This is a genomic window from Streptomyces sp. NPDC046977 (genome assembly GCF_040644455.1).
GTDB lineage: Bacteria > Actinomycetota > Actinomycetes > Streptomycetales > Streptomycetaceae > Actinacidiphila.
In genome coordinates this window covers 66015-88862 of sequence record NZ_JBEYWO010000003.1, presented here as the reverse complement: position 1 = coordinate 88862, position 22848 = coordinate 66015, and the positions used below count along the sequence as shown (strand labels likewise).

Genomic DNA, 22848 nt, shown 5'->3' with positions numbered 1-22848 from the left:
TGCGGCCCCCGGGCCGCAAACGGGTTGCCGTCGGGTCCCGCCCGGCGGCAACCTGCCCGCATGACCGAACTGCGCACGCTCACCCCGCAGGACTGGCGGCTGTGGCGCGGCCTGCGACTGGCCGCCCTCGCCGACGCCCCGCACGCCTTCGGCTCCCGGCTCGCCGACTGGCAGGGCACCGGGGACCGCGAGGAGCGCTGGCGCGACCGGCTCGCCCTGTCCGGCACCCACCTGGCCGCCGTGCGCGACGGAGTGCCCTGCGGCATGGCGAGCGGCGTCCGGGGCGAGCACCCCGGCACCACCGAACTGATCTCCATGTGGGTGGCCCGCGACGCACGCGGCCACGGCGTCGGCGACCTGCTGATCCGGGCCGTCGAGACCTGGGCCGCGGGAACCGGCGCCGCGCTGCTCACCCTCGCCGTCGCGGACGGCAACGAGCCCGCCGCCGCGCTCTACCGCCGCAACGGTTTCGCGTTCACCGCCGACCCCCTCGGGCGGATGCCCGACGGCCGCCCGGAGCGCCTCATGGCGAAGCGGCTCCCGGCGGCACCGGTGTGACGGGAATCACCAGGCGAACGCCTCCGGGGCCGGCCCCGGCCCCGGGAAGATCTCGTCCAGCCCGGCCAGCAGCTCCGCGTCCAGCTCCAGTTCCGCCGCGCGCAGCGCCGAGGCGAACTGCTCCATGGTGCGCGGCCCGACGATCGGCCCCGTGACCCCCGGCCGGGTCAGCAGCCACGCCAGGGCCACTTCGCCCGGCTCCAGCCCGTGCTTGTCCAGCAGGTCCTCGTAGGCCTGGACCCGGGCCCGCACGGCCGGATCGGCCAGCCCCGCGGCCGACCGGCCCGCCTTGGTGCGCGAGCCGCTGTTCTCGCGCTCCTTGCGCAGGGCGCCGCCCAGCAGTCCCTGGTGCAGCGGCGACCACGGGATCACCCCGAGGCCGTACGCCTGGGCGGCCGGGATCACGTCCGCCTCGGCGCGGCGCTCCGCCAGGTTGTACAGGCACTGCTCGCTGACCAGGCCCACCATGCCGCGGTTCGCGGCGGTCTCGTTGGCCTGAGCGATCTTGTAGCCGGGGAAGTTCGAGGAGGCGGCGTAGAGGATCTTGCCCTGGCGGACGAGCACGTCGACCGCCTGCCAGATCTCCTCGAACGGCGTCGCGCGGTCGATGTGGTGGAACTGGTAGATGTCGATGTGATCGGTGCCGAGCCGGCGCAGGCTCGCCTCCGCCGCGCGCCGGATGTTCAGCACCGAGAGCCGGTCGTGGTTGGGCCAGGACTGCTCGTGCCAGGCCTTCCCGTCGTCCGACATGTTGCCGTACACCTTCGTCGCGAGCACGACCTTGTCGCGCCGTCCGGCGCTGCCCGCGAACCACCTGCCGATGACCTTCTCCGTCAGGCCCTTCTCCTCGGCCGTGCCGTAGATGTCCGCCGTGTCGAAGAAGTTGACGCCCGCGTCCAGCGCGGCGTCCATGATCCGGTGGCTGTCCTGCTCGTCCGTCTGCCCGCCGAAGTTCATCGTGCCCAGCACGATACGGCCGACCTTCAGGCCGGTGCGGCCCAGCTGCTTGTACTCCATGGGCGACCAGCCAACGCCTTGGAGTGGACTCACGGCAAGGGGCGCCGGGGTCGGCGCCACCTCAAGTCCCGTGCGGTCAGGGCGTGTCGGGGTGCGGGTGGCACCTTGGGGCGGCCCGCCGGGCACGTGCAGGGTGCACGTCCGCGGACGGCCCGTCACCGCCGGGTCGGCCCCGTCGCGGCGGGCGGCGGCGACCATGGCGGCGCGGGCTCCCCTGCCGCAGGAGCGGGCCTCGCCGGAGCCGCGCTCGTGGACACGCATGGCGACGTGCCCGGGCCCCGGTCGGCCACGAAGGCGACGGCGTACGGATGGGGCTCGGACTCGGCGGGGGCCGGAACGGCTGGTGGCCTCCCTTCCCCGGGTGGTGGACGCCCGGGTGACGCTCACCGTGACCGGGGCCGTTTCCCGGGCGGGGCGGCCCGCACATCACCCTCGGCGGCGGGCGGGCCCGGCCGCCGCGCGCGGGGTCAGGCGGCCTGACCGCCCGCCGTGCCCTTGGCGAAGTCCGCGCGCAGCCGGGCCAGTTCGTCGTCCGGGACGGCCCGTGCCCAGGCGTCGGGCCGGCCCGTGACGGTGTGGTCGCGGGTGGTGGCGGCGCTGTAGGCGGCCGTGCAGATCAGGGTGACCGAGCCGGAGGGCGCCATCGTGCGCTGGTAGGAGCAGCGCTTGATGCTCCTGCCGTCGAGCGTGATGTCGATGGTGATCTCCGCGTGGACCGCGTCGTCGGTGCTCGCCTCCGCGGCCGCCGACCCGTACGCGGAGTTCTGGAGCGTGAAGCGGGCCGTGCACCTCGTGCTGCCGCACGGGGAGAAGCGCGCCTTGCCGACCGTGGTGAAGGTGACCGTGGGGTCGACCGCGGTCGTCAGCTCCGCCAGGTCCCGTTCGAAGGCGGTGGCGAACGCCGCGCGGTCGACACCGGTGAGCGCGGCGACGGAGACGTCCGTGCCGTCGGCGAGCGGGAGCGGCCCGGTCGCGGCGGGGGAGGAGCCGGAGGCCAGGTGGAGCAGGGTGTGGGGCGCGGAGTCGCTGATGGAGAAGGTGCCGCCCGGAGTGGACAGCACGGTGGCGGCCCGGCCGGCCACCTGGGCCTTGGAGGCGGTGGCGGAGGACGCGCTGCCGGCCGCGTCCCGGAGCAGGCCGGCGACGTTGGCGGGCGCCAGCGGGGCCGTCACGTCGTCGATCTCCGGGAGGTCGGAGGACGCGTCGAGCCAGTGGCCGGAGATCCGGTCCAGCAGGGCGCCCGAGTAGCCGCGGCCCTTCCAGTACGCCTGGTCCGCCTTGGCCATCCGGTGGTCGCCCGCGGTGAGCAACCGGACCGTCCGGCCCTGGTCGCCGAGGGAGCCGCGGCCCCATCCGCCCGGGGTGGTCTGCAGGTCGAAGCCGGTGGCCGTGCCCGGATCCCGGGCGAACTCACCCCGGTAGGACAGCACATGGGCCTTCTCCAGGGTGTCCGCGGCCTCGCGCAGCATCCGTGCGGCGTCGACGGCGGTGCCCCTGCCGGCCGCGGGCGAGCCGGAGCCCGGCCCTTCGGGACCGTCGTTCCAGGGGCGCGCGATCAGCAGCCCGGCCACCAGCACGGCGGTGGCGACACCGACGAGGGCGAGCAGCAGCGCGGAGCGCCGCGGCCGGGCGGGGGGCGGCGCCGGCGCGTGGGCGGGCATCGCCGGGTACGGAGGCGGGGGAGGGGCGCCGGGACCGCTGCCGGGGTCAGGTCCGTGCCCCGGCTCGTGTCCCGGTCCGGAGCCCTCGCCGGACCTCCGGCGACGGCCGTGACCGTCCCCGTCCCACGGCGTTCCGTCCGTCAACTCGGGCTCTCCCCATCGTGCGTGGGCACGCGGCTGTTCCCGCGCACCGCCGTCGAAGCGCTTCCCGCCCAGGCGCCGACCTTCTCATCCGATCCACATGCGCGCCCCCGCCTTCCGTACATTTCCGCCCGGGGCCTGTCGCGACGGCCCCGCGAAGGCGGGCCGGCCGGGACGAGGCAGGCACAGGACAAGGTACTGCAGCCCGCGCACGCCCCCGGCACCGAGACGACGGTCGCGGGCGGCCCCGGGCCGCCGGTTTCTCATCGCCCTCTCATCCCGGCCTCACACTCTCATCAGGGCCGATTCCTAGCGTCGCGGCAGCGGGACCGAGGCCGCCTCCGTCCTCCCTCCCGCTCCCCGGCTTCCGAACTCGGCGAGGAATCGCATGTTCTTCACGTATCTCCGGCGCGAACTCCGTCGCCGCAGAAAAGCGGCGCTTGTCATCGCGATGGGCCTCGCACTCGGTATCGCGCTGGTCATCACCGTCAACTCGGTGTCGGCGGGCATGACGCAGGCCCAGGGCAAGGTGCTGCAGTCGCTCTACGGCCTGGGGACGGACATGACCGTCACCAAGGCCGCCGACCCGTCCTCGGCGGGCGCGGAGCGCCCGCGGTTCCAGTTCAACGCGCGCGGTGACGACAAGGAGCAGAGCAGCGACCGCGTCATGGTCCAGGGCTTCACCACCCTGAAGTCCTCCGTCGTGACCGACGTCGCGGGGCAGGCCGGGGTCAAGCAGGCCGTCGGCGGCCTCAGCCTGGTCGTCATCAAGATCAACGGCCAGTTCCAGCGCGGGGAGTTCCAGCAGTCCCCGAACAGCGGCCGGCAGGGCGGCGGCTTCGGCGGCAACCGGCCGCAGGGCACGGTGCGCGGCGGCGGCGCCAACTTCGGCATCGACAACTTCACGCTCTACGGCACCGACGTGGCGCACATGGAGCTCGGCCCGCTGACCTCCTCGAAGATCACCTCGGGGAAGACCTTCACCGCCGCGCAGGCCGATGCCAAGGTCGCCGTCCTGGACAGCGCGTACGCGAAGCAGAAGAAGTTGTCGGTCGGCAAGACGGTCACCGTCTCGGGCACGACGTTCTCCGTGATCGGCATCGCGACCGCCGACAGCGGCTCGTCCACCGCGAACGTCTACATCCCGCTCCAGCAGGCGCAGACGCTGTCGGACTCCAAGGACAAGGTCACGACCGTCTACGTCCAGGCCGCCGACTCCCAGAAGATCGGCGCCGTGAAGCAGGCGATCCAGAAGAACGTCGCCGGCACGACCGTCACGACCTCCTCGGACCTGGCGTCCACGGTGTCGGGTTCGCTGTCCACGGCGTCCAACCTGGCCACCAACGTGGGCAAGTGGCTGTCCATCGCCGTGCTGATCGCCGCGTTCCTGGTTGCGGGGCTGCTCACCTCCTCCGCGGTCAGCCGCCGGGTCCGGGAGTTCGGCACGCTCAAGGCACTCGGCTGGAAGAGCGGCCGCGTCACCCGCCAGGTCATGGGCGAGGCCCTGGTCAACGGCCTCATCGGCGGCGTGCTCGGCATCGCCCTCGGCCTCGGCTGCGCCTACCTCATCACCGCCATCAGCCCGACCCTGGACGCGTCCGTCGCCCGCGGCGGCGGGGGCGGCTTCGGGGGCCGGGGCGGCGGCGCCTTCGGCGGCGGGCAGGGCGGACAGGGCCGGCAGGCGGCGTCCGACGTGCTCAAGATCGCCCTTGAGGCGCCGGTCAGCGTCAACACCATCGTCCTCGCCGTGGTGCTGGCGATCGCCGGCGGTCTGATCGCGGGCACCTTCGGCGGCTGGCGCGCCTCCCGGCTGCGGCCCGCGGACGCCCTGCGCCGCGTCGAGTAGCCGCTGCCCCTCCCCGAGACGGGCGCCGCGCCCCGGACCTTCCCCCCCCCCTGGCGGGGCGCGGCGTCCACCCCCTTCTCCTCCCAGGCTTCAGGAGTCATCTCATGTACAAGCTGAGCGGCGTGACCAAGCGCTACTCGCGCGGCAAGGACGTCGTGGACGCGCTGCGCAGCGTGGACCTGGTCATCGAGGACGGCGAACAGCTCGTCGTCCAGGGACCGACCGGCGGCGGCAAGTCCACCCTGCTGCAGATGCTGGGCGGCCTCGACAAGCCGACCTCCGGCTCGGTCGAGCTCGACGGCGTCGACCTCGCCCGGCTGAGCGAGAGCCGGCTGACCAAGGTCCGCTCCGAGAGCATCGGCATCATCTTCCAGAGCTTCAACCTGATCCCCACGCTCACCGCGCAGGAGAACGTCGAGACCGCCTTGGTGCCGCTCGCCGTCAAGGCCGCCGAGCGGCGCGCCCGCGCCGCCGAGGCGCTCGACTCGGTGGGCCTCGGCGACCGCCTCCACCACCTGCCGAGCGAGCTGTCCGGCGGTCAGCAGCAGCGCGTGGCCATCGCCCGGGCGCTGGTGAAGAAGCCGAAGGTGCTGCTCGCCGACGAGCCGACCGGCGCCCTGGACGAGGGCACCCGCGACGAGATCCTGGCGCTCCTCGAGGGGCTGTGGAAGGAGTACGGCCTGACCTTCGTCCTGGTCACCCACGACTCCCACATCGCCCGCCGGGCGACCCGGGTCGCCACGATCAAGCGGGGGCAGGTCACCGTCTCCGACCGCACGCCCGCCGTCTGACGCGGGCCGCCCCGCCGCGCCGCGCACGACGAATCCCTGGAGCCCGCCCGGGCGGGCTCCAGGGATTCGTCGTGCGCCGTGCGGCGGCGGGGTGCTTCCCGGGTCAGTCGCGCTGGGCGCCGGCCGGGAGCGTACGCAGCTTCAGCGTGCCGGCAGCGGACTTGCTGCTCGTGCCGAAGACGTAGTTGAGCATCTTGGTGGCGTCGGTGTAGCGGTTGTCACCGCTGGAGCTGTGGAGCAGCACGCCGACGATGGTGCGGCCGTTGCGGGTGGCGGCGAAGATCAGGCAGGGGCCGGCCGAGGTGCCGGTGCCGGTCTTGACGCCGACGGTGCCGTTGTACGAACCGAGGAGCTTGTTGGTGTTGTACCAGGTGTACGTGCGGCCGTTGGTGGCCTTCTGCACCGTCTTGGTGGACTTCACGACATCGCGGAAGGTGCTGTACGACATGGCCTTGCGGGTCAGGACAGCCGCGTTGCGCGGGGTGGTCCAGTTGCTGCCGGCCGAGGATATGCCGTCGAACGAGTCGTACTTGGTGTTGTTCATCTTCAGTGCTTTGGCCGTGCTGTTCATCTTCGTGATGAACGACTTGGTGCGGGCCGAGACGGTGCTGCCGGTGCCGTAGGTGTCGGCGAGCGCCATGGCGGCGTCGCAGCCCGAGGGCAGCATCATCGCGTACAGCAGCTGCTTGACGGTGACCTTGTCGCCCGTCTTCAGGTCGGCGGTGCTGGCGCCGTTGCGGACGACGTAGTCCCGGTACGCCTGCTTGATGGTGATCTTTTTGTTCAGGTCCAGGTGCGGGGTGCCGAGGACGACGGTGGCCGTCATCACCTTGGTGGTGCTGGCCATCTGCCGCCGGGTGTCCGCGGCCTTGCCCCACAGCGACTTGTTGGCGGTGCTGTCGAGCAGGAAGGCGCCCGAGGCAGTCACCGAGGGGGCCTTGGCCGTGGCCGCCTGGGCGGGAGCCGCGACCGGGGCCGCAACAACGAGGGCACCGGAGGCCAGGAGCGCGGCTCCGAGCCGGTGCGTCCTCGTGATGCCGAGTCTCAAGGGAACTCCATGGGTCGATGGGAAGGAACCGGGCAGCACATCCTGGCATTCGATCGGCGAACATCCTTACGAGGGGCCGGGATTGTGACCGGATGCGTACAAAATGCAAAGCTGATCGAAGCGCTTCGACACCTGTCTGGACAGGGCGTCGGGCACTGGATACCGTCTGTTGTCGAAGCGCTTCACCACCGCGGTGATCCACCCCGCTCGCCGCCCGTCCACCCGAGGGAGCCGCCGGATGGTCACGCTCGCCGAGGTCGCCCGGCACGCCGGGGTCTCCGCCAGCACCGTGTCGTACGTCCTGAGCGGCAAGCGCTCCATCTCCGAGGCCACGCGGCGCAGGGTCGAGCACAGCATCCAGGAACTCGGCTACCACCCCCACGCCGGTGCCCGCGCACTGGCCAGCAGCCGGTCCAACATCATCGCCCTGATGGTGCCGTTGCGTACAGACATGTACGTGCCCGTCATGATGGAGATCGCCATCGCCGTCGCCACCACCGCGCGGCAGCACGGCCGCGACGTGCTGCTGCTCACCGGCGAGGAGGGGCCGGCCGCGGTGCGCCGGGTCGCCGCGAGCGGGCTGGCCGACGCGATGATCCTCATGGACGTCGAACTCCACGACGAACGCATCCCGTTGCTGCGCGAGGGCGGCCGGCCCGCCGTCCTCATCGGCCTGCCCGCCGACCCCGCGGGACTGACCTGCGTCGACCTCGACTTCGAGGCCACCGGAGCGCTCTGCGTCGACCACCTCGCCGGCCTGGGCCACCGCGACGTCGCCGTCGTCGGCGAGGCCGCCGCGGTCTACCGGCGGCACACCGGCTTCGCCGAACGCACCCTCCAGGGCCTGCGCTCCCGCGCCGCCGCACACGGTATGCGGCTCATCCACCGCCCCTGCGAGGGGAGTTGGGAGTCGACGGCGGGCACGCTCGCCCGCATCTTCGAGGAACGGCCCGACACCACCGCCCTCGTCGTCCAGAACGAGGCCGCCATCGGCCCCCTCCTGTCCCGCCTGCGCCAGCAGGGCCGCGCCGTCCCCGAGGACGTCTCCGTCGTCGCGATCGGCCCCGACCAGGTCGCCACCCAGTCCGCACCCCGGCTGACCTCGGTGTCCATCCCGGCGGAGGAGATGGGCCGCCGCGCCGTCGAACTCGTCATGGCCCGACTCGCGGGCCCCCCGGCCGCGGCCCCCTCGTCCGGGGTCCACCTCATCGAGCCCCGCCTGACGGTCCGCGACAGCAGTGGGCCGGTGCCGGCCCGGTAGGGGCCGGGTGACTCGAAGCCCCTGTCCGGCGGGCGTACGTGCGGAAGTCTGTCGGCATGGACAAAACCGGCACGATTGAGGGGGCCACGCGGTGTGCCCGGCACGTTGATTCCATGCCGTCACAGGGCATACGAAGGTAGGCCGTCATGGCGCATACCGCAGCATGCTCGCTGTATGTCCGCCACGACGCGCATCACCGTCACCCTGCCCACCGAGCAGGTGGCCGAGCTGAGGAAGCTCACCGACAACGTCTCCGGCTACGTGGCCGAGGCGGTGTCCCGCCGGATACGGCATCAGCTCCTCGGTGACGACCTGCGGCGACACCAGGAGGAGAGCGGCGCTTTCACGGACGAGGAACTGGCCGAGGCGCGTGCCCGGATCCTCGGCGACGCCGCACCGGCGGGACACACGGACGCCGCGTGAGCGACCGCTTCGAGACCGTCGTTCTGGACTCACAGGGGCTGTCGGCCTGGATCGCGCAGGACCGGAAGGTACTCGCGATGCTGCAGGTGTTCCACGGGATGGGGGCCGATCTCGTGGTCGGCGCCAACACGATCGTGGAGGTCAGCCACGCGCGCGTGGACCTGCCGCGGTTGAACTGGGCCTTGTCACGGGTCAAGGTCGAGCCGGTGACCGAGTCCTCGGCCGGAGCGGCGGCAGGTCTGCTCAAGGCGGCGGGACTGCACGGGCACACGTACGCGATTGACGCCACCGTGGCCGAGATGGCCCTGTGCCGGCCGGGGCCCGTGGCGATACTGACCTCCGACGTCGACGACATGGCCAGGCTGTGCGGTGACCGGGTGCGGCTGGTCGCCGTGTTGGGCACCGTTGCGCCGGCCCCGCATCGGCACCGGTCATTGCGGCGGTCTGTCGCACACCCAGTACTGCGCGAGGACGCCGATCACGGCGTCGGCCCGAGCCGCAAGTGCCTCGTCGGCGTCGCCGAGGAGGCGGAGCGAGACGACCGAGCCGCCGGCAGACTGGGCCAGGCACAGGTCCACGCACCGCCGGCCGACGAGCGGGTATCGGAATCAGTCGGCGGTGGGGCGGTCGTCGTCGGTGGTGGACAGGCCGTACTCGACCGCCTGCCAGTCGCTGTCGTCGAAGGCGTAGCCGGCGAGGCCGGAGACGATCTCGCAGAGCGGCCGCAGGTTCTCCGTGTACACCCAGCCGCCTGCGATGACGTGGTCCTGCGGCACTGTCACAAGGCGGCTCCGGCCGGGCACGTCACGCCCGTGCCGCCGATGCCGCAGTAGCCCGCGGGGTTCTGGGCGAGGTACTGCTGGTGACGGGCCTCGGCGGGGTAGAAGGCGCCCGCGGGGGCGATCTCGGTGGTGACGGGGCCGTGGCCGGCGGCGGCCAGGGCGGATCCGTAGAGCGCGCGCGAGGCGAGGGCGGTGGCCTGCTGCGCGGGGGAGTGGGTGCGCAGGGCGGAGCGGTACTGGGTGCCGTGGTCGTGGCCCTGGCGGTAGCCCTGGGTGGGGTCGTGGGCCTCCCAGAAGACGCGCAGCAGCCGGTCGTACGGCAGGGCGGCGGGGTCGAAGACCACCCGCACCGTCTCCGCGTGGCCCGTGAGGCCGCTGCACACCTCCTCGTAGGAGGGGTGCGCGGTGTGGCCGCCCTGGTAGCCGACGAGGGTCGTCCACACACCGTCCAGCCGCCAGAAGGTGCGTTCGGCGCCCCAGAAGCAGCCGAGGGCGAGGTCGGCGACCTCCAGGCCCGCGGGGTAGGGGCCCGCGAGCGGGGTGCCGAGCAGCAGGTGCCGCGCGGGCACCACGTGCAGTGGCGCGGCCCGGCCGGGCAGGGCCTCCTCGGCGGAGGGCAGGCGCAGGCCGTGGTGGGGGAACGAGGCGGTCGTCAACGGGCCGGTCCCGGCGCTGAGTTGCGCTGGAGACCGGCGATGGCCTGGGCGCGGTAGAGGGCGTACGCGGCGGCGGGGTCGTCGGCGTACGACCAGGGGGCCGCGCCCGCGAAGCCGTCGACGTGGTGGAACTGCTCGACGGCCTCGGGGTAGCGCTCGGCCCGCACCAGGAAGGAGATCAGCAGGTGCCGCACCAGGGGCACCACCGGGTCGTTGGCGGAGGCGTGCTCGGTGGCGTACAGGGCGCCGCCGACGGCCCGGGAGATGACCTCGCTCTGGTAGAAGCTGCTGGTCAGGACGAGTTCCGGCAGGTGCGCGAAGACCTGGAAGAGCGGCAGCGCGGGCAGCAGGCTGCCCTCGGGTCCCGACGCGGCGGCGCGTTCGGCGAAGTCCCTGGCGGCGTCCTCGGGCAGCCGGGACAGGGCGGCGAGGTGCGCGCCCATGTGGTGCGGGGCGCGGGCGGTGATCTTCTCCCAGGCGGTCGTGAAGTCGCCGTCCGCGGCGAGGTCGACGATGTACGGGACCGGGTCGCCCGGAGCCAGCAGCGCGGCCTCCGAGGCGACCGTGCGGGCCTCCTCCAGGATCATCGGCACGTCGGGCGAGCCCGCCGGGGCGCGCCGTGCCCGCTGCACCAGGAACGCGGCCTGGACGGCCGCGCCGCCCGGGTCCTGCGGCTCCTCCACCCGCCAGGTGCGCAGCCAGGCCGCGCCCTTGCCGGGCGCGCGCGCCAGTTCCACCGCCGCGGCACCGGCCAGCGTCTGGACCCGCTGCCAGCGGGCCTCGCCCTCCACCGGGGTGCCCTTGAGCAGGGCGGCCACCGCACGCCAGTCCTGGGTGCGCTGGGTCGCGGTGAGGGCCTGGGTCAGTTCGGGGTCGGGTCCCGGCAGCCGGATGTCGATCATGTCCTGCGACACGAACCCGTACAGGCCGGGGTCGGCCGCGGCCCTGGCCCACTCGGCGCGGCCGCGCTGCAGGCGGGGCCACATCACGACGGCGGCGATCAGGAGCACTCCGTACAGCACCCAGAGGAATTCCATGATGAGCAAGCGTACGCGCGCCCGGCTGGCACGCCCCCGTCCCGTCGGCGGCACTACGCTCGGCGCTATGAGCGAGCAGCAGCATCAGAACTTCGAGACCCTCGCGATCCACGCGGGTCAGGCGGCCGACGCCGCGACCGGGGCCGTCGTGACGCCGATCTACCAGGTCTCCACGTACAAGCAGGACGGCGTCGGCGGTCTGCGCGGCGGTTACGAGTACAGCCGGTCGGCCAACCCGACCCGCACCGCGCTGGAGGAGAACCTCGCGGCGCTGGAGGGCGGCCGGCGGGGTCTGGCCTTCGCGTCGGGGCTGGCGGCCGAGGACTGCCTGCTGCGCACGGTCCTGAAGCCCGGCGACCACGTCGTCATCCCGAACGACGCCTACGGCGGCACCTTCCGGCTCTTCGCGAAGGTCGTGGAGCGCTGGGGCGTGCAGTGGTCGGTCGCCGACACCTCTGACCCGGCGGCGGTGCGGGCCGAGATCCGCCCCAACACCCGGGTCATCTGGGTCGAGACGCCCAGCAACCCGCTGCTCGGCATCACCGACATCGCCGTGCTGGCGGACATCGCGCGCGGCGCGGACGCCCGGCTCGTGGTCGACAACACCTTCGCCAGCCCCTACCTCCAGCAGCCGCTGGCGCTCGGCGCGGACGTGGTCGTGCACTCCACGACCAAGTACATGGGCGGCCACTCCGACGTGGTCGGCGGCGCGCTGATCGCGGCCGAGGCGGGTCTCGGCGAGGAACTGGCGTACCACCAGAACGCGATGGGCGCGGTCGCCGGCCCCTTCGACGCCTGGCTGGTCATGCGCGGCATCAAGACCCTCGCGGTGCGCATGGACCGGCACAGCGACAACGCGGAGAAGGTCGCGGACCTGCTGTCCACCCACCCGAAGGTCACCCAGGTCTTCTACCCGGGCCTGGCCGAGCACGCGGGGCACGACGTCGCCGCCAAGCAGATGAAGCGCTTCGGCGGGATGGTCTCCTTCCGGGTCGCCGGGGGCGAGGAGGCGGCGGTCGAGGTCTGCAACCGGGCCCGGCTGTTCACCCTGGGCGAGTCGCTGGGCGGCGTCGAGTCGCTGATCGAGCACCCGGGGCGGATGACGCACGCCTCGGCGGCCGGTTCCGCGCTGGAGGTGCCGGCCGACCTGGTGCGCCTGTCGGTGGGCATCGAGTCCGTCGACGACCTGCTGGAGGACCTGCGGCACGCCCTCGGCTGACGGGCACGGCGGGCACGGCGGGCGTCGGGGTTGCGCGGCGCCCGCTACCAGTACACCAGGGGTGTCGTCTGGAGCGGCTTCGGCTCCGGCCACCACAGGGCGGCCGCCACCAGGGCGGCGGTCAGGGCGGCCAGCAGCAGCACCCACAGGACGAGACGCAGGACGCGGCGGCGCGCGATCAGGCGCCTGCCGCGTTCGGCGGCCGAGAGGGCGAGGCCCGCGGGCACGACGGGGTGCGGTCCGTCGAGCAGCCGGCGGACCTGGTCCTCCTTGCGGCTCCGGGTCACGAGGCGGCCTCCCGGACCCTGGGGGCGGCTTCGGCGGCCGGGCGCGGGCCCTGCAGGGCGGTCGTGGCCCGCAGGCACACCGCGCGCACCCGGTCGACCGGCATGCCGAGCTGGGCGGCGGTCTGTTCCTCGGCGATCCCCTCGTACAGCCGCAGGACGACCACCAGCCGCTCGTTCACGGTCAGTGGTACGAGCAGTCCGCCGCGCGGCCGCCGCCACCGGGGGCGGAGCGCGAAGCGGCGGACGATCTCGCCCCGGGTGTGGACGTACGGGTCCTCGCCGCGCAGCCGGAACCAGTCCGCGTACGTCCGCGACAGGGCGGCGCACAGCAGTTCGGCGCCCTCCTCGCGGTCGCCGGTGAGCAGGGTGGCGGCATGCAGCAGACGCCCTGCCGCGCCCGCCGCGAACGCCGCGAACTCGGCGTCGCGCAGGCGTTCCGCTGCCGCCCGGCGCTCTCCCACAGCGCCATGGGACGGCAGACGGCGACCTCAGGTCAAGAGCTCTGCTCGTCCCCGGATGTCATCGCCGTGTGATAGTCCGCCAACGCGGAATTGAAGCGGCCGAGGAGGTCGGTGAAGATCTCCCGCTCCTGCTCGGTCCAGTCCTCGGTGACGACCGACATGAGCTCACGGCGCGAGGTGCGCACCTCTTCGAGGCGCGTGCGCCCCCGGGGGGAGAGCGCGAGGACCACCGCGCGCCCGTCCTCGGGGTGCGAGGTGCGCTTGACCAGACCGCTGTCGACGAGCGGCGCGACCTGCCGGGTGACCGTCGAGGAGTCGATGCCCATGCCCTCGGCGAGCGCCTTGACGCCCATCGGCCCCTCGTTGTCCAGCCGGTTGAGCAGCAGGTATGCGGCCCGGTCCATGGAGTTGCGGGCCTTGCCGACGCCACCCAGACGGGTCTGCTCCGCGCGCCGGGCGAAGAGTGCCACCTGGTGCTGGAGCCGCTCCAGGAGGTCGGTCGTTGTCTCCGAGGGAATGGGCATGGCCGGAAGCTCGCGTTCTGTCGGTCCTGCGAAGGTTGGGAGAAGAGTACGCGGAGAGCGACACCCCGGGACCCTGCCGGGGAAAACTGTTCGGTCCCGGCTCCCCGTGCGCCCGGCTGCAAGACTGGGGTTCATGGAAAGCCCTGCAAGCCCAGTACGTCCCGTGCGCCGTCCGGCGGGCCCGCCCCCCTCGCACCCGGTCACGATCGACGACGTCCGCGGGGCGCACAAGATGCTCTCGGGGGTCGCGCGGACGACTCCGATGGAGGGCAGCCGCTACCTCTCCGGGCTGGTGTCCTCGCCCGTGCACCTCAAGTGCGAGAACCTGCAGCGCACCGGTTCCTTCAAGGTGCGCGGCGCCTATGTGCGGATCGCCGGCCTGCGGCCGGAGGAGCGGGCCGCCGGGGTCGTCGCGGCGAGCGCGGGCAACCACGCGCAGGGCGTGGCGCTGGCCGCCTCGCTGCTGGGGGTGCGCTCGACCGTCTTCATGCCCGTCGGGGCGCCGCTGCCGAAGATCGCGGCGACCCGGGAGTACGGGGCCGAGGTGCGGATGCGCGGGCAGGTGGTGGACGAGACGCTGCACGCCGCCCGCCTGTACGCGGAGGAGACCGGTGCCGTCTTCATCCATCCCTTCGACCACCCCGACATCATCGCGGGCCAGGGCACCGTGGGGCTGGAGATCCTGGAGCAGTGTCCCGAGGTGCGCACGATCGTGGTCGGCGTCGGCGGCGGCGGGCTCGCCGCGGGCGTGGCGCTGGCGGTGAAGTCGGTGCGCTCCGACGTCCGGGTCATCGGGGTGCAGGCGGAGGGCGCGGCGGCCTACCCGCCGTCGCTGCGGGCCGGCCGGCCCGTGGTGCTGGACACGGTGGCCACCATGGCGGACGGCATCAAGGTGGGCAGCCCCGGGGACGTGCCGTTCGGCATCATCCGGGATCTGCTGGACGACGTGCACACGGTCAGCGAGGACGAGTTGTCCCGGGCGCTGCTGCTGTGCCTGGAGCGGGCCAAGCAGGTCGTCGAGCCGGCGGGGGCGAGCCCGGTGGCGGCGCTGCTGGCCCGGCCGGAGGCGTTCGAGGGGCCGGTGGTGGCCGTGCTGTCGGGCGGCAATGTGGACCCGCTGCTGATGGAGCGCATTCTTCGGCATGGTATGTCCGCGGCGGGCCGTTATCTGTCGTTCCGGCTGCGGCTGACGGACCGGCCGGGCGCCCTGGCGGCGCTGCTGGGCATCCTGTCGGCGAGCGACGCCAATGTGCTGGACATCGCGCACGTGCGTACCGACGCCCGGCTCGGGCTGACCGAGGCCGAGGTCGAGCTGCGGGTGGAGACGCGGGGGCCGGAGCACCGCGAAGCGGTGGTCCACGCGCTGCGGGACTCGGGTTACGCGCTGCTCTGACCCCGGCGTTCACGGCTGCGGGGTCCGATTGTCAGTGGCGTGCGGCAGGCTGGACGAGGGTGTTGCGGACGCGGTGGGACACGGGAGAGGGAGCCGCGAAAAAACCGGTTGACGCGATATATCGCGTCTGGGATGCTCGCGATGTATCGGCGTGCGCCGCCGCTCCGGCCGCGCGCCCGTGCATCCCCCACATCTCACATCTCACGCCCTGAAGGGGAGACAACGCATGCCAGGCGCCATCCACGCCGAAGGTCTGGTGAAGACCTTCGGCGACGTACGGGCACTGGACGGAGTGGACCTCGACGTCCCCGAAGGCACCGTACTGGGTCTGCTCGGCCCGAACGGAGCCGGGAAGACCACAGCCGTCCGCGTCCTGACCACCTTGCTGCAGCCGGACAGCGGCAAGGCCGTCGTCGCCGGTGTCGACGTGCTCAAGCACCCCAACGAGGTGCGCCGGCAGATCGGTCTGTCCGGTCAGTTCGCCGCCGTCGACGAGTACCTGACCGGCCGCGAGAACCTGCAGATGGTGGGGCGGCTCTACCAGATGTCCGCGCGCGACGCGAAGGCGCGCGCCACCGAATTGCTGGAGCGCTTCAACCTCGCCGAGGCCGCCGACCGCACGGCCAAGACGTACTCCGGCGGCATGCGCCGCCGTTTGGACCTGGCGGCTGCGCTGGTCGTCCGGCCGCCGGTGATGTTCATGGACGAGCCGACGACCGGGCTCGACCCGCGCAACCGGCTCGCCCTGTGGGAGGTCATCCAGGACCTCGTGGCCGGCGGCACCACCCTGCTGCTCACCACGCAGTACCTGGAGGAGGCCGACCACCTCGCCCACGACATCTGCGTGATCGACCACGGCAAGGTCATCGCGCGCGGCACCTCCGACGAGCTCAAGGCGCGCACCGGCGGCGAGCGCGTCGAGGTCGTGGTGCACGACCGCGAGCACCTGCCCACGGCCACCGAGGTGCTCCAGGGCTTCGGCAAGGGCGACACCACGCTCGACAACCACACCCGCCGGATCACCGTGCCGGTCACCGGCGGCGCGAAGCTGCTCGCGGAGGTCATCCGCGAACTCGACACCCGCGGCATCGAGATCGACGACATCGGTCTGCGCCGTCCCACGCTCGACGATGTCTTCATGTCGCTCACCGGCCACGCCGCCGAGGAGAAGGAAGAGGAGTCCCAGTGACCACGGCGACCGACGCGGTAGCCACCGCCAAGCCGCGCCCGACCACCAACCCGTTCGTGCAGTCCGTCCGGGACTCGCTGGTGGTCGCCCAGCGCAACCTGATCCGCATGATGCGGATCCCCGAGGTCGTCATCTTCGGCCTCGTCCAGCCGATCATGTTCGTGGTGCTGTTCAGCTACGTCTTCGGCGGCTCCATGAACGTCGGCGGCTCCACGAGCCCGACCGTCTACCGCGAGTTCCTGATGGCGGGCATCTTCGCCCAGACCGTCACCTTCGCGACCGCCGGCGCGGGCGCGGGCATCGCCGACGACATGCACAAGGGCCTCATCGACCGCTTCCGGTCGCTGCCCATGGCCCGCGGCGCGGTGCTCACCGGCCGCACCCTGGCGGACCTGGTGCAGACGGCGCTGACCGTCGTCGTGCTGGCGATCGTCGCGGTGCTCGTCGGCTGGCGCATCCACGAGGGCCTGGCCAAGGCGGTCGCGGCGTTCGCGCTGCTGCTCCTGCTCGGCTACGCGTTCTCCTGGATCGGCGCCCTGATCGGCCTGTCGGTGCGCACCCCGGAGGCGGCCACCTCCGGCGGCCTGATCTGGCTGTTCCCGCTGACGTTCATCTCGAACGCCTTCGTGGACTCCAACCTGATGACCCCGTGGCTGCGCCACATCGCCGAGTGGAACCCCTTCAGCGCCACCGTGCTGGCCTGCCGGGAGCTGTTCGGCAACCTGCCGCCCAACTACCGGGAGGCGGACGCCTGGCCCATGCAGCACCCGGTGCTGGCCTCGGTGATCTGGTCGGTCGTGATCATCGTGGTCTTCCGGACCCTGGCCGTGCGCAAGTACCGCTCCGCCACCGCGTGAGCGTGCGGACACCGAAAGGAGCCCCCGGCCGTCGTGGCCGGGGGCTCCGTCGTGTCCGTGGGCGGGGATGCCGGGGTGCCGGCGCCCGCGTCGGTCAGCCGCTGTACGGCTTCGCCTCGATGATCTTCACCGAGGCCTTCTTGCCGTTGGGGAGCTCGTAGCTCGCGTCCTCGCCGACCTTCTTGCCGTTCACACCCGAGCCGAGCGGCGACTGCGGCGAGTAGGTCTCCAGGTCCGACGACACGTACTCGCGCGAGCCGAGCAGGAAGGTCAGCGTGTCGTCCGGGTCGCCGTCGAAGGCGATGGTGACGACCATGCCGGGCGCGACCACACCGTTGTCCGCCGGGGCCTCGCCCACCTTGGCGTGCTGCAGCAGCTGTGTCAGCTGGCGGATCCGGAGCTCCAGCTTGCCCTGGTCCTCACGCGCCGCGTGGTAGCCGGCGTTCTCCTTGAGATCGCCTTCCTGGCGGGCTTCCTCGATCTTGGCGACGATCTCGGCGCGCGCCGGACCAGACAGATGCTCCAGCTCGGCCTTGAGCTGGTCGTACGCCTCCTGGGTCAGCCAGGTGACGTTCTCACTGGTCTGGGTCACAGGTGCTCCTCGTCGGTACTCGCTTGCTTACAAATGAACGCCCTACCCAGAAAGATGCGTCTTCGCGGGAGGGCGAAACCACGAGCCTAACAATTCCCCCCGACAATCGGCGAGAGGAAAGGCATCAAAAGGGCATCGGCCCAGGTCAGGCGGGTGTCGGCGGAGCCGGCCCGATCAGTGTGTCGGCTGGCAGCCGATCAGCTCCGCGGAAGTCCCGCGACTGGTGGTGCGAATGGTGGCCACGGTGTCGATGCGATCGCTGTGCTGATTCAGCCGGACGTCGCGGCGGCCCACCTCGGAGTGGTCCTCGGCGACCGAGCGCAGCGTGCAGACCGCTTCGGTGTCCGTGTTCTTGCGCACTTCCAGATGGACCTGGACCTCGTGGTCGGAGACCACCTGGAACGTGATCACCTGGCCGCTCACCTCGGTGCCGGCGATCTTGTCCCAGCCGATCCACACCAACAGGACCAGCGTCAACGCGCCCAGTACCGCCCCGATGACCTTGAGCCTGCGGTCGGTGCGGGCATCCGCGTCCGCACTCCGGCCGTACCGGCCCTCGGGCAGTTGCCGCGTCGCCGCGCTCATCGATCAGTCCTCCCGGGGGCCGGGAATCCGGCCCTGGAATTAAACAGCCCCTTGCTTCGGTCACTATAGAAGTCGCTACTCCGACCCTTGACTGAGGATCCAACCTTGACCGATCAGCTGCGACTGATGGCCGTGCACGCCCACCCCGACGACGAGTCGAGCAAGGGCGCGGCCACCATGGCCAAGTACGTCTCCGAGGGCGTCGACGTCCTGGTCGCCACCTGCACGGGAGGCGAGCGCGGTTCCGTACTCAATCCCAAGCTCCAGGGCGACTCGTACATCGAGGAGCACATCCACGAGGTCCGTGCCAAGGAGATGGACGAGGCCCGCGAGATCCTGGGCGTCAAGCAGTCCTGGCTCGGCTACGTCGACTCCGGCCTCCCCGAGGGCGACCCGCTGCCGCCGCTGCCCGAGGGCTGCTTCGCCCTGCAGGACGTGGACGAGGCCGCCGGGACGCTGGTGAAGCTCATCCGCGAGTTCCGTCCGCACGTGATCACCACGTACGACGAGAACGGCGGGTACCCCCACCCCGACCACATCATGACCCACAAGATCTCGATGATCGCCTTCGAGGCCGCCGGCGACCCGGAGCGCTACCCCGAGGCCGGCGAGCCCTGGACGCCGCTGAAGCTCTACTACAACCAGGGCTTCAACCGGCAGCGCACGGTCGCTCTGCACGAGGCGCTGCTCTCCCGCGGCCTGGAGTCCCCGTACGGGGAGTGGCTGGAGCGGTGGAAGACCTTCGACCGGCCCGAGCGCTCCATCACCACCCACGTGCCGTGCGCCGAGTTCTTCGAGATCCGGGACAAGGCGCTGCTCGCGCACGCCACCCAGATCGACCCCGACGGCGCCTGGTTCCAGGTGCCGATGGAGATCCAGAAGGAGGTCTGGCCGAACGAGGACTACGAGCTCGCGACGTCCCGCGTGGACACCACCCTCCCCGAGGACGACCTCTTCGCGGGCATCCGGGAGAATTGAGCGCGTGAACGCGACATTCGGCACGGCCGCAGCCCAGCTCGTTCCTCTCGCCGTCAAGGACCTCGACGAGAACAAGGTGACGCCCGGACTCCTGGGCTTCGTCATCTTCGCCCTCATCGGCCTCGCCCTGTGGTGGCTGATGAAGAACATGAACAAGCAGATGCACAAGATCAGTTTTGTCGAGGAGCCCGACCCCGCCGCCGAGGCGGAGCCGGTCCCCGGCAAGGGCGCCGGCCGCGCCGGCTGATCCTGCCGCACCGCGCCGCGGGACCCCGGGCGGAGACCACCCGGGGTCGCGGCATGCCCTGAGCGGCCCCGCGGCGCTCAGCCCGGGGTCCGCAGCGGCAGGATCAGCCGGCCCGGTCCGCCGGTGGCGGCGTCATCGCCATGCGCGCCCCGCGCGACGGCACCATGCCCAGCCGCCAGGCCTCCCACGGGGTGCCGGGTTCGACGCCGCGCTCCAGCAGCAGCGCGTAAGCCTCCGCGTACTCCTCCAGGTCCAGGTCGCGTCCCGCGTAGGTGTCCCGCAGCAGCGTGGACAGCCCCTCGCGTGCCTCGGCGGCGCCGTCCTCGGTCAGCAGCGGCAGCAGCGTGCACTGCAGGAAGCGCGACCAGTCCGCGCCCCGGCGGTCGGGAAGCGCGGTGAACAGGCGCTCGGCGTCCCGCAGCAGCTCCAGCGCCTCCGGGACGCGGCCGTTGCCCGCGTCTATCACGGCCAGTTCGACGCAGGACCAGGCCTCGCCGTGCGGTACGCCGATCCGCCGGAAGTCGGCGCGGGCGTCCTGGAGCAACTGGCGGGCGAAGCCGCTGTTGCGGAGATTGCCGGTCAGGGCGGCCCGCTGGTCGCGGGTGACCCGCGCCGAGTGGTGCCGGGCGCAGGCCAGACCGTAGACGTCCCGCATGCGGCTGAACATCGTGCGGGAACGCTCCAGGGCCCGCAGCGCCGGATCGAGTTCCCCGGCCTCCTCCAGCGCCTGGCCGAGGTAGTACAGCGACCACGCCTCACCCCGGGCGTCCTCGTTGGCCCGATGGCGCACCAGGGCGTCGCCCAGGATGCGCTGGGCGGCCGGGGCGTCGCCGCGCAGCAGCCGGGCGCGGGCGAGCTGGGTGGCCGTCCACGCGGTGCCGCGCGGATCGCGGGTGGCCGCGTAGGCCTCCCCGGCGGCCCGGAGTTCGGCCTCGCCGCGGTCCGCGTCGCCGACCGCCAGCTGCCACTGCCCGAGTTGCAGATGGGCCCACGCCTGGCCGTGCACGCTCTCGCTCTCGCGGTGCAGGGCCAGCGACTCGGCCAGCAGCTCGCCGGCCTCCGCCAGCCGGCCCGCGTCGCGCAGCACCGCCGCCAGCGCGTGCTGCGTCCACGCCCGGTCGGCGCGCAGTTCCTCCGCCGCCTGGAGCTCCAGGGCCTCGCGGAGCCTGGCCTCGGCCTCGTGGAGACTGCCCTGCTGCTGGAGCGTGATGCCGAGACTGCACAGCGCGCGGGCGGCGCCCGCCGGGTGCTGCGCCTCGAAGTACAGGTCGACCACGGACGACAGCGTGGAACGGGCCTTGTCGAGCTCGCCGAGCTGCCGGGCGGCGATCCCCGTGCGCCACTGCACGGAGCGCACCAGCACGTTCTGGTCGGCCTCGCGCTGGTGCCGCTGCGCCAGTTCGCTGATCTCGCCCAGCCGGTACAGGTCGCCGCGCAGCAGGCAGTAGTCGCACAGCGCGCCCAGCAGGTGCTGCACGACCCGCTGGTCGACGCCGTCGGCCTGCCGCAGCGCGGCGGTGATGAAACTGGACTCCTCGTCCAGCCAGCGCAGCGCGAGGTCCAGCGACGCGAAGCCCTGCGGCCCGAACCGGTCCGCGCGGGTGGAGGTACGGCCGTCCACCAGGCGGATCACGGAGTCCGCGAGCTCGGCGTAGCTGCGGATCAGCCGCTCCTGGGCGGCGGCCCGCTCGTCCGGCTCCTCCTCGTCGAGCAGGCGGGCGTGCGCGAAGCGGCGCACCAGATCGTGCAGCCGGTAGCGGCTGCCGCGGACGTGCTCGATCAGCCCGGCCGCGGCCAGTTCGCCCAGCCGGCGTGCCGCCTCCTGCTCGTCGGCCGCCAGCAGCGCCGCGGCCGCCGCCGCCCCGAGACTGGTGCGCCCGGCCAGCGCCAGGCGCCGCAGCAGCCTGCGGGCGGGTTCCGGCTGGTCCTGGTAGCGCAGGGACAGCGCCCGGTCGACGGGGTCGAGCGGCCCGTAGGCGGCGAGTTCCGCCGCGAGGGCCGCGGCGCCGCGCAGGGGCAGCGAACTGCCGGCGACGCGCAGCGCCAGCGGGAGGCCGCCGCACAGCCGCCGGATCTCCTCCGCGCCGGCGCCGGCCGCCCCGGCGTCCCCGCCGAGCTCGGTCAGCAACTCCCGCGAGGCGCCCGCCGCCAGGGGCTCCACCGGCAGGTCGTGGACGCGCGCGGCCGGCACGTCCAGGGCCAGCGGCCCGGCCGCGGTCACCAGGACGAGGCTGTCGGACCGCTCGGGGACCAGGGCCCTGACCTGGGCGGCGTCGGCCGCGTCGTCCAGGACGACGACGACCGGCACCCCTGTCAGCCGCTTCTGGTACTCGTCGGCCAGGCGCCGCAGATGCTGCTCCTGGGAGGTGCGCTCGCGGAAGAGCAACTGCTCGCGGGGCGCGCCCAGCCGGTTCAGCAGGTGCAGCAGCGCGTCACGGGTGGGCAGCGGCCGCTCGCCGGGGGCCGCGCCCCGCAGATCGACCACGCAGGCGCCGCGGAACTGGTCCTTGAGCTGCCGGGCGGCACGCAGGGCCAGCGTGGTGCGCCCGGAGCCCGCCGGACCGTGCAGCACGACCACCACCGGCCCGCTGTCGGGGGCGACCCGGGCCTGGTGCACCCATTGGGCGATCTGCCGCAGATGGTCCCGGCGGCCGGCGAACGGCCCTTCGGTGGCCGGAAGTTGCGCGAAGGACTGCTCCAGGATGCTGCGGCCGCGCGCGGCGGCGCTGCGGTCGGTGCGCCGCTGCGCGGGCAGGGCCGGACCCGGCGCGGGCGCCGGGGCGGGCGCGGTGAGCTGCCGCTCCAGGAACGGGCGGACGCCGTGCCGGTCCACCGCTTCCAGCCAGGCGCGGCGCAGCTCACCGGTGCGCCCGCCGCCCGCACCGGAGCCGCCCGCCGAGCAGGCCGCCGTCGTGGCCGCCCCCGCCGCGGCGACGACCGCGGCGGCGCCCAGGGCCGTACCGGCGCCGGTGCCCCAGCCGAGGTCGGCCACGCACGTGGCGACCGCGGCCACGGCGGTCACCAGGGCGGGGGTGCCGAACGCTGCGCGCCGCCCGGCGCGTTCGGCCTCCCGGGCCGCCGCGTAGGCGGTGTACTCGCCCGCGGCCTCGTCCGCGATGGCGTCGAGTGCCGCGCGCCCCCTGCGCAGCAGTTCGTCGCCGTCCTCCGGGTGTCTGCGCCGTCGCTCTCCGGCGACGGTGCGCTCCAGCAGCCGTAACACCTCCGCCCGGTCGGACGGGTGCAGTTCCGCAGTCCGCTTCGTCAACGCGGTCCCCCTCGGTCGCCGAGCCAGGCA

22 protein-coding genes and 1 pseudogene are annotated in these 22848 nt (G+C 72.9%); 12 read left to right on the top strand and 11 right to left on the bottom strand.

Annotated features, from left to right (window positions below):
• Positions 1–60 precede the first annotated feature (60 nt).
• Entirely contained in the window at positions 61–558 is a 498-nt protein-coding gene (locus ABZ883_RS05420) for a GNAT family N-acetyltransferase (protein ID WP_360901882.1), read from the top strand.
• Between the two features lie 6 nt (positions 559–564).
• Here the strand turns inward: ABZ883_RS05420 and ABZ883_RS05415 are convergent, their stop codons facing one another.
• Positions 565–1575 (bottom strand): aldo/keto reductase, encoded by a 1011-nt coding sequence (locus ABZ883_RS05415; RefSeq protein ID WP_360901879.1) that lies wholly within the window; start codon positions 1573–1575, stop codon positions 565–567.
• A 467-nt stretch (positions 1576–2042) separates the two neighbouring features.
• Complete coding sequence (locus tag ABZ883_RS05410) at positions 2043–3236, bottom strand: hypothetical protein (RefSeq protein WP_360901876.1); 1194 nt, start codon at positions 3234–3236, stop codon at positions 2043–2045.
• A gap of 529 nt (positions 3237–3765) precedes the next feature.
• Between ABZ883_RS05410 and ABZ883_RS05405 the strand changes: the two genes are divergently transcribed.
• Together ABZ883_RS05405 and ABZ883_RS05400 are read left to right on the top strand one after the other, a co-directional pair.
• Positions 3766–5223 carry an ABC transporter permease gene (locus ABZ883_RS05405; protein ID WP_360901873.1) on the top strand — a complete coding sequence of 486 codons (1458 nt, stop codon included), beginning with the start codon at positions 3766–3768 and terminating at the stop codon, positions 5221–5223.
• 104 nt (positions 5224–5327) lie between these two features.
• Positions 5328–6014: an ABC transporter ATP-binding protein gene (locus tag ABZ883_RS05400; RefSeq protein WP_360901870.1), complete on the top strand. Its 687-nt coding sequence runs from the start codon at positions 5328–5330 to the stop codon at positions 6012–6014.
• 103 nt (positions 6015–6117) lie between these two features.
• Here the strand turns inward: ABZ883_RS05400 and ABZ883_RS05395 are convergent, their stop codons facing one another.
• Positions 6118–7062, bottom strand: a complete 945-nt coding sequence (locus ABZ883_RS05395; RefSeq protein ID WP_360901867.1) for a serine hydrolase — start codon at positions 7060–7062, stop codon at positions 6118–6120.
• Between the two features lie 238 nt (positions 7063–7300).
• Here ABZ883_RS05395 and ABZ883_RS05390 point away from each other — a divergent pair, with 238 nt between their 5' ends.
• The 3 genes and pseudogenes from ABZ883_RS05390 to ABZ883_RS05380 form a co-directional block, all read left to right on the top strand.
• A complete protein-coding gene (locus ABZ883_RS05390) occupies positions 7301–8323 on the top strand; it encodes a LacI family DNA-binding transcriptional regulator (protein ID WP_360901864.1) in 1023 nt (340 codons plus the stop codon).
• Positions 8324–8497: 174 nt separating this feature from the next.
• Complete coding sequence (locus ABZ883_RS05385) at positions 8498–8746, top strand: hypothetical protein (protein WP_360901861.1); 249 nt, start codon at positions 8498–8500, stop codon at positions 8744–8746.
• Positions 8743–9141 (top strand): annotated as a pseudogene (locus ABZ883_RS05380) (DNA-binding protein); the annotation flags it as partial. The gene ABZ883_RS05385 and the pseudogene ABZ883_RS05380, both read left to right, overlap by 4 nt.
• A 383-nt stretch (positions 9142–9524) precedes the next feature.
• Here ABZ883_RS05380 and msrA read toward each other — a convergent pair.
• Both msrA and ABZ883_RS05370 read right to left on the bottom strand, forming a co-directional pair.
• Positions 9525–10184: a peptide-methionine (S)-S-oxide reductase MsrA gene (gene msrA / locus ABZ883_RS05375; protein ID WP_360901858.1), complete on the bottom strand. Its 660-nt coding sequence runs from the start codon at positions 10182–10184 to the stop codon at positions 9525–9527.
• On the bottom strand, positions 10181–11221 hold the full coding sequence (locus tag ABZ883_RS05370) for a hypothetical protein (protein ID WP_360901855.1): 1041 nt from the start codon (positions 11219–11221) through the stop codon (positions 10181–10183). Before ABZ883_RS05370 ends, msrA begins: the two co-directional genes overlap by 4 nt.
• A 67-nt stretch (positions 11222–11288) precedes the next feature.
• Here ABZ883_RS05370 and ABZ883_RS05365 point away from each other — a divergent pair, with 67 nt between their 5' ends.
• Positions 11289–12440, top strand: coding sequence for a cystathionine gamma-synthase (locus tag ABZ883_RS05365; RefSeq protein WP_360901852.1), 1152 nt, complete (start codon positions 11289–11291; stop codon positions 12438–12440).
• Between the two features lie 44 nt (positions 12441–12484).
• Here the strand turns inward: ABZ883_RS05365 and ABZ883_RS05360 are convergent, their stop codons facing one another.
• The 3 genes from ABZ883_RS05360 to ABZ883_RS05350 are packed head-to-tail and all read right to left on the bottom strand — an operon-like array spanning position 12485 to position 13712.
• Entirely contained in the window at positions 12485–12727 is a 243-nt protein-coding gene (locus ABZ883_RS05360; RefSeq protein ID WP_360901849.1) for a hypothetical protein, read from the bottom strand.
• On the bottom strand, positions 12724–13188 hold the full coding sequence (locus tag ABZ883_RS05355) for an RNA polymerase (RefSeq protein WP_360901846.1): 465 nt from the start codon (positions 13186–13188) through the stop codon (positions 12724–12726). The genes ABZ883_RS05360 and ABZ883_RS05355 overlap by 4 nt, the downstream gene beginning before the upstream one ends.
• Before the next feature lie 32 nt (positions 13189–13220).
• A complete protein-coding gene (locus ABZ883_RS05350; RefSeq protein WP_360901843.1) occupies positions 13221–13712 on the bottom strand; it encodes a MarR family transcriptional regulator in 492 nt (163 codons plus the stop codon).
• A 232-nt stretch (positions 13713–13944) separates the two neighbouring features.
• On the opposite strand from ABZ883_RS05350, the gene ilvA reads away from it, so the two are divergent.
• The 3 genes from ilvA to ABZ883_RS05335 all read left to right on the top strand — a co-directional run bounded on the left by ilvA (position 13945) and on the right by ABZ883_RS05335 (position 17151).
• Positions 13945–15105 (top strand): threonine ammonia-lyase, encoded by a 1161-nt coding sequence (ilvA, locus tag ABZ883_RS05345; protein WP_360902919.1) that lies wholly within the window; start codon positions 13945–13947, stop codon positions 15103–15105.
• A gap of 226 nt (positions 15106–15331) precedes the next feature.
• A complete protein-coding gene (locus tag ABZ883_RS05340) occupies positions 15332–16294 on the top strand; it encodes an ATP-binding cassette domain-containing protein (protein WP_360901840.1) in 963 nt (320 codons plus the stop codon).
• Between the two features lie 56 nt (positions 16295–16350).
• Positions 16351–17151 (top strand): ABC transporter permease, encoded by an 801-nt coding sequence (locus tag ABZ883_RS05335; protein WP_360902916.1) that lies wholly within the window; start codon positions 16351–16353, stop codon positions 17149–17151.
• A 94-nt stretch (positions 17152–17245) separates the two neighbouring features.
• Here ABZ883_RS05335 and greA read toward each other — a convergent pair whose 3' ends face one another.
• Both greA and ABZ883_RS05325 read right to left on the bottom strand, forming a co-directional pair.
• Positions 17246–17743: a transcription elongation factor GreA gene (gene greA, locus ABZ883_RS05330; RefSeq protein ID WP_360901837.1), complete on the bottom strand. Its 498-nt coding sequence runs from the start codon at positions 17741–17743 to the stop codon at positions 17246–17248.
• 174 nt (positions 17744–17917) lie between these two features.
• Positions 17918–18328, bottom strand: a complete 411-nt coding sequence (locus ABZ883_RS05325; protein WP_360901834.1) for a DUF4307 domain-containing protein — start codon at positions 18326–18328, stop codon at positions 17918–17920.
• A 105-nt stretch (positions 18329–18433) separates the two neighbouring features.
• Between ABZ883_RS05325 and mca the strand changes: the two genes are divergently transcribed.
• Together mca and ABZ883_RS05315 are read left to right on the top strand one after the other, a co-directional pair.
• Positions 18434–19306 carry a mycothiol conjugate amidase Mca gene (gene mca, locus ABZ883_RS05320; protein ID WP_360901831.1) on the top strand — a complete coding sequence of 291 codons (873 nt, stop codon included), beginning with the start codon at positions 18434–18436 and terminating at the stop codon, positions 19304–19306.
• Between the two features lie 4 nt (positions 19307–19310).
• Entirely contained in the window at positions 19311–19553 is a 243-nt protein-coding gene (locus ABZ883_RS05315) for a hypothetical protein (protein WP_360901828.1), read from the top strand.
• A 103-nt stretch (positions 19554–19656) separates the two neighbouring features.
• Here ABZ883_RS05315 and ABZ883_RS05310 read toward each other — a convergent pair whose 3' ends face one another.
• Positions 19657–22797, bottom strand: a complete 3141-nt coding sequence (locus ABZ883_RS05310; RefSeq protein WP_360902913.1) for a tetratricopeptide repeat protein — start codon at positions 22795–22797, stop codon at positions 19657–19659.
• Positions 22798–22848: the final 51 nt, after the last annotated feature.

Coding starts and splice junctions, on each gene's coding strand:
- ABZ883_RS05350 (WP_360901843.1), bottom strand. CDS start 13,712: ATGCCCATTCCCTCGGAGACAACGACCGACCTCCTGGAGCGGCTCCAG.
- ABZ883_RS05390 (WP_360901864.1), top strand. CDS start 7,301: ATGGTCACGCTCGCCGAGGTCGCCCGGCACGCCGGGGTCTCCGCCAGC.
- ABZ883_RS05325 (WP_360901834.1), bottom strand. CDS start 18,328: ATGAGCGCGGCGACGCGGCAACTGCCCGAGGGCCGGTACGGCCGGAGT.
- ABZ883_RS05365 (WP_360901852.1), top strand. CDS start 11,289: ATGAGCGAGCAGCAGCATCAGAACTTCGAGACCCTCGCGATCCACGCG.
- ABZ883_RS05370 (WP_360901855.1), bottom strand. CDS start 11,221: ATGGAATTCCTCTGGGTGCTGTACGGAGTGCTCCTGATCGCCGCCGTC.
- ABZ883_RS05420 (WP_360901882.1), top strand. CDS start 61: ATGACCGAACTGCGCACGCTCACCCCGCAGGACTGGCGGCTGTGGCGC.
- ABZ883_RS05385 (WP_360901861.1), top strand. CDS start 8,498: ATGTCCGCCACGACGCGCATCACCGTCACCCTGCCCACCGAGCAGGTG.
- ABZ883_RS05400 (WP_360901870.1), top strand. CDS start 5,328: ATGTACAAGCTGAGCGGCGTGACCAAGCGCTACTCGCGCGGCAAGGAC.
- ilvA (WP_360902919.1), top strand. CDS start 13,945: ATGCTCTCGGGGGTCGCGCGGACGACTCCGATGGAGGGCAGCCGCTAC.
- ABZ883_RS05410 (WP_360901876.1), bottom strand. CDS start 3,236: ATGCCCGCCCACGCGCCGGCGCCGCCCCCCGCCCGGCCGCGGCGCTCC.
- ABZ883_RS05405 (WP_360901873.1), top strand. CDS start 3,766: ATGTTCTTCACGTATCTCCGGCGCGAACTCCGTCGCCGCAGAAAAGCG.
- ABZ883_RS05340 (WP_360901840.1), top strand. CDS start 15,332: ATGCCAGGCGCCATCCACGCCGAAGGTCTGGTGAAGACCTTCGGCGAC.
- ABZ883_RS05415 (WP_360901879.1), bottom strand. CDS start 1,575: ATGGAGTACAAGCAGCTGGGCCGCACCGGCCTGAAGGTCGGCCGTATC.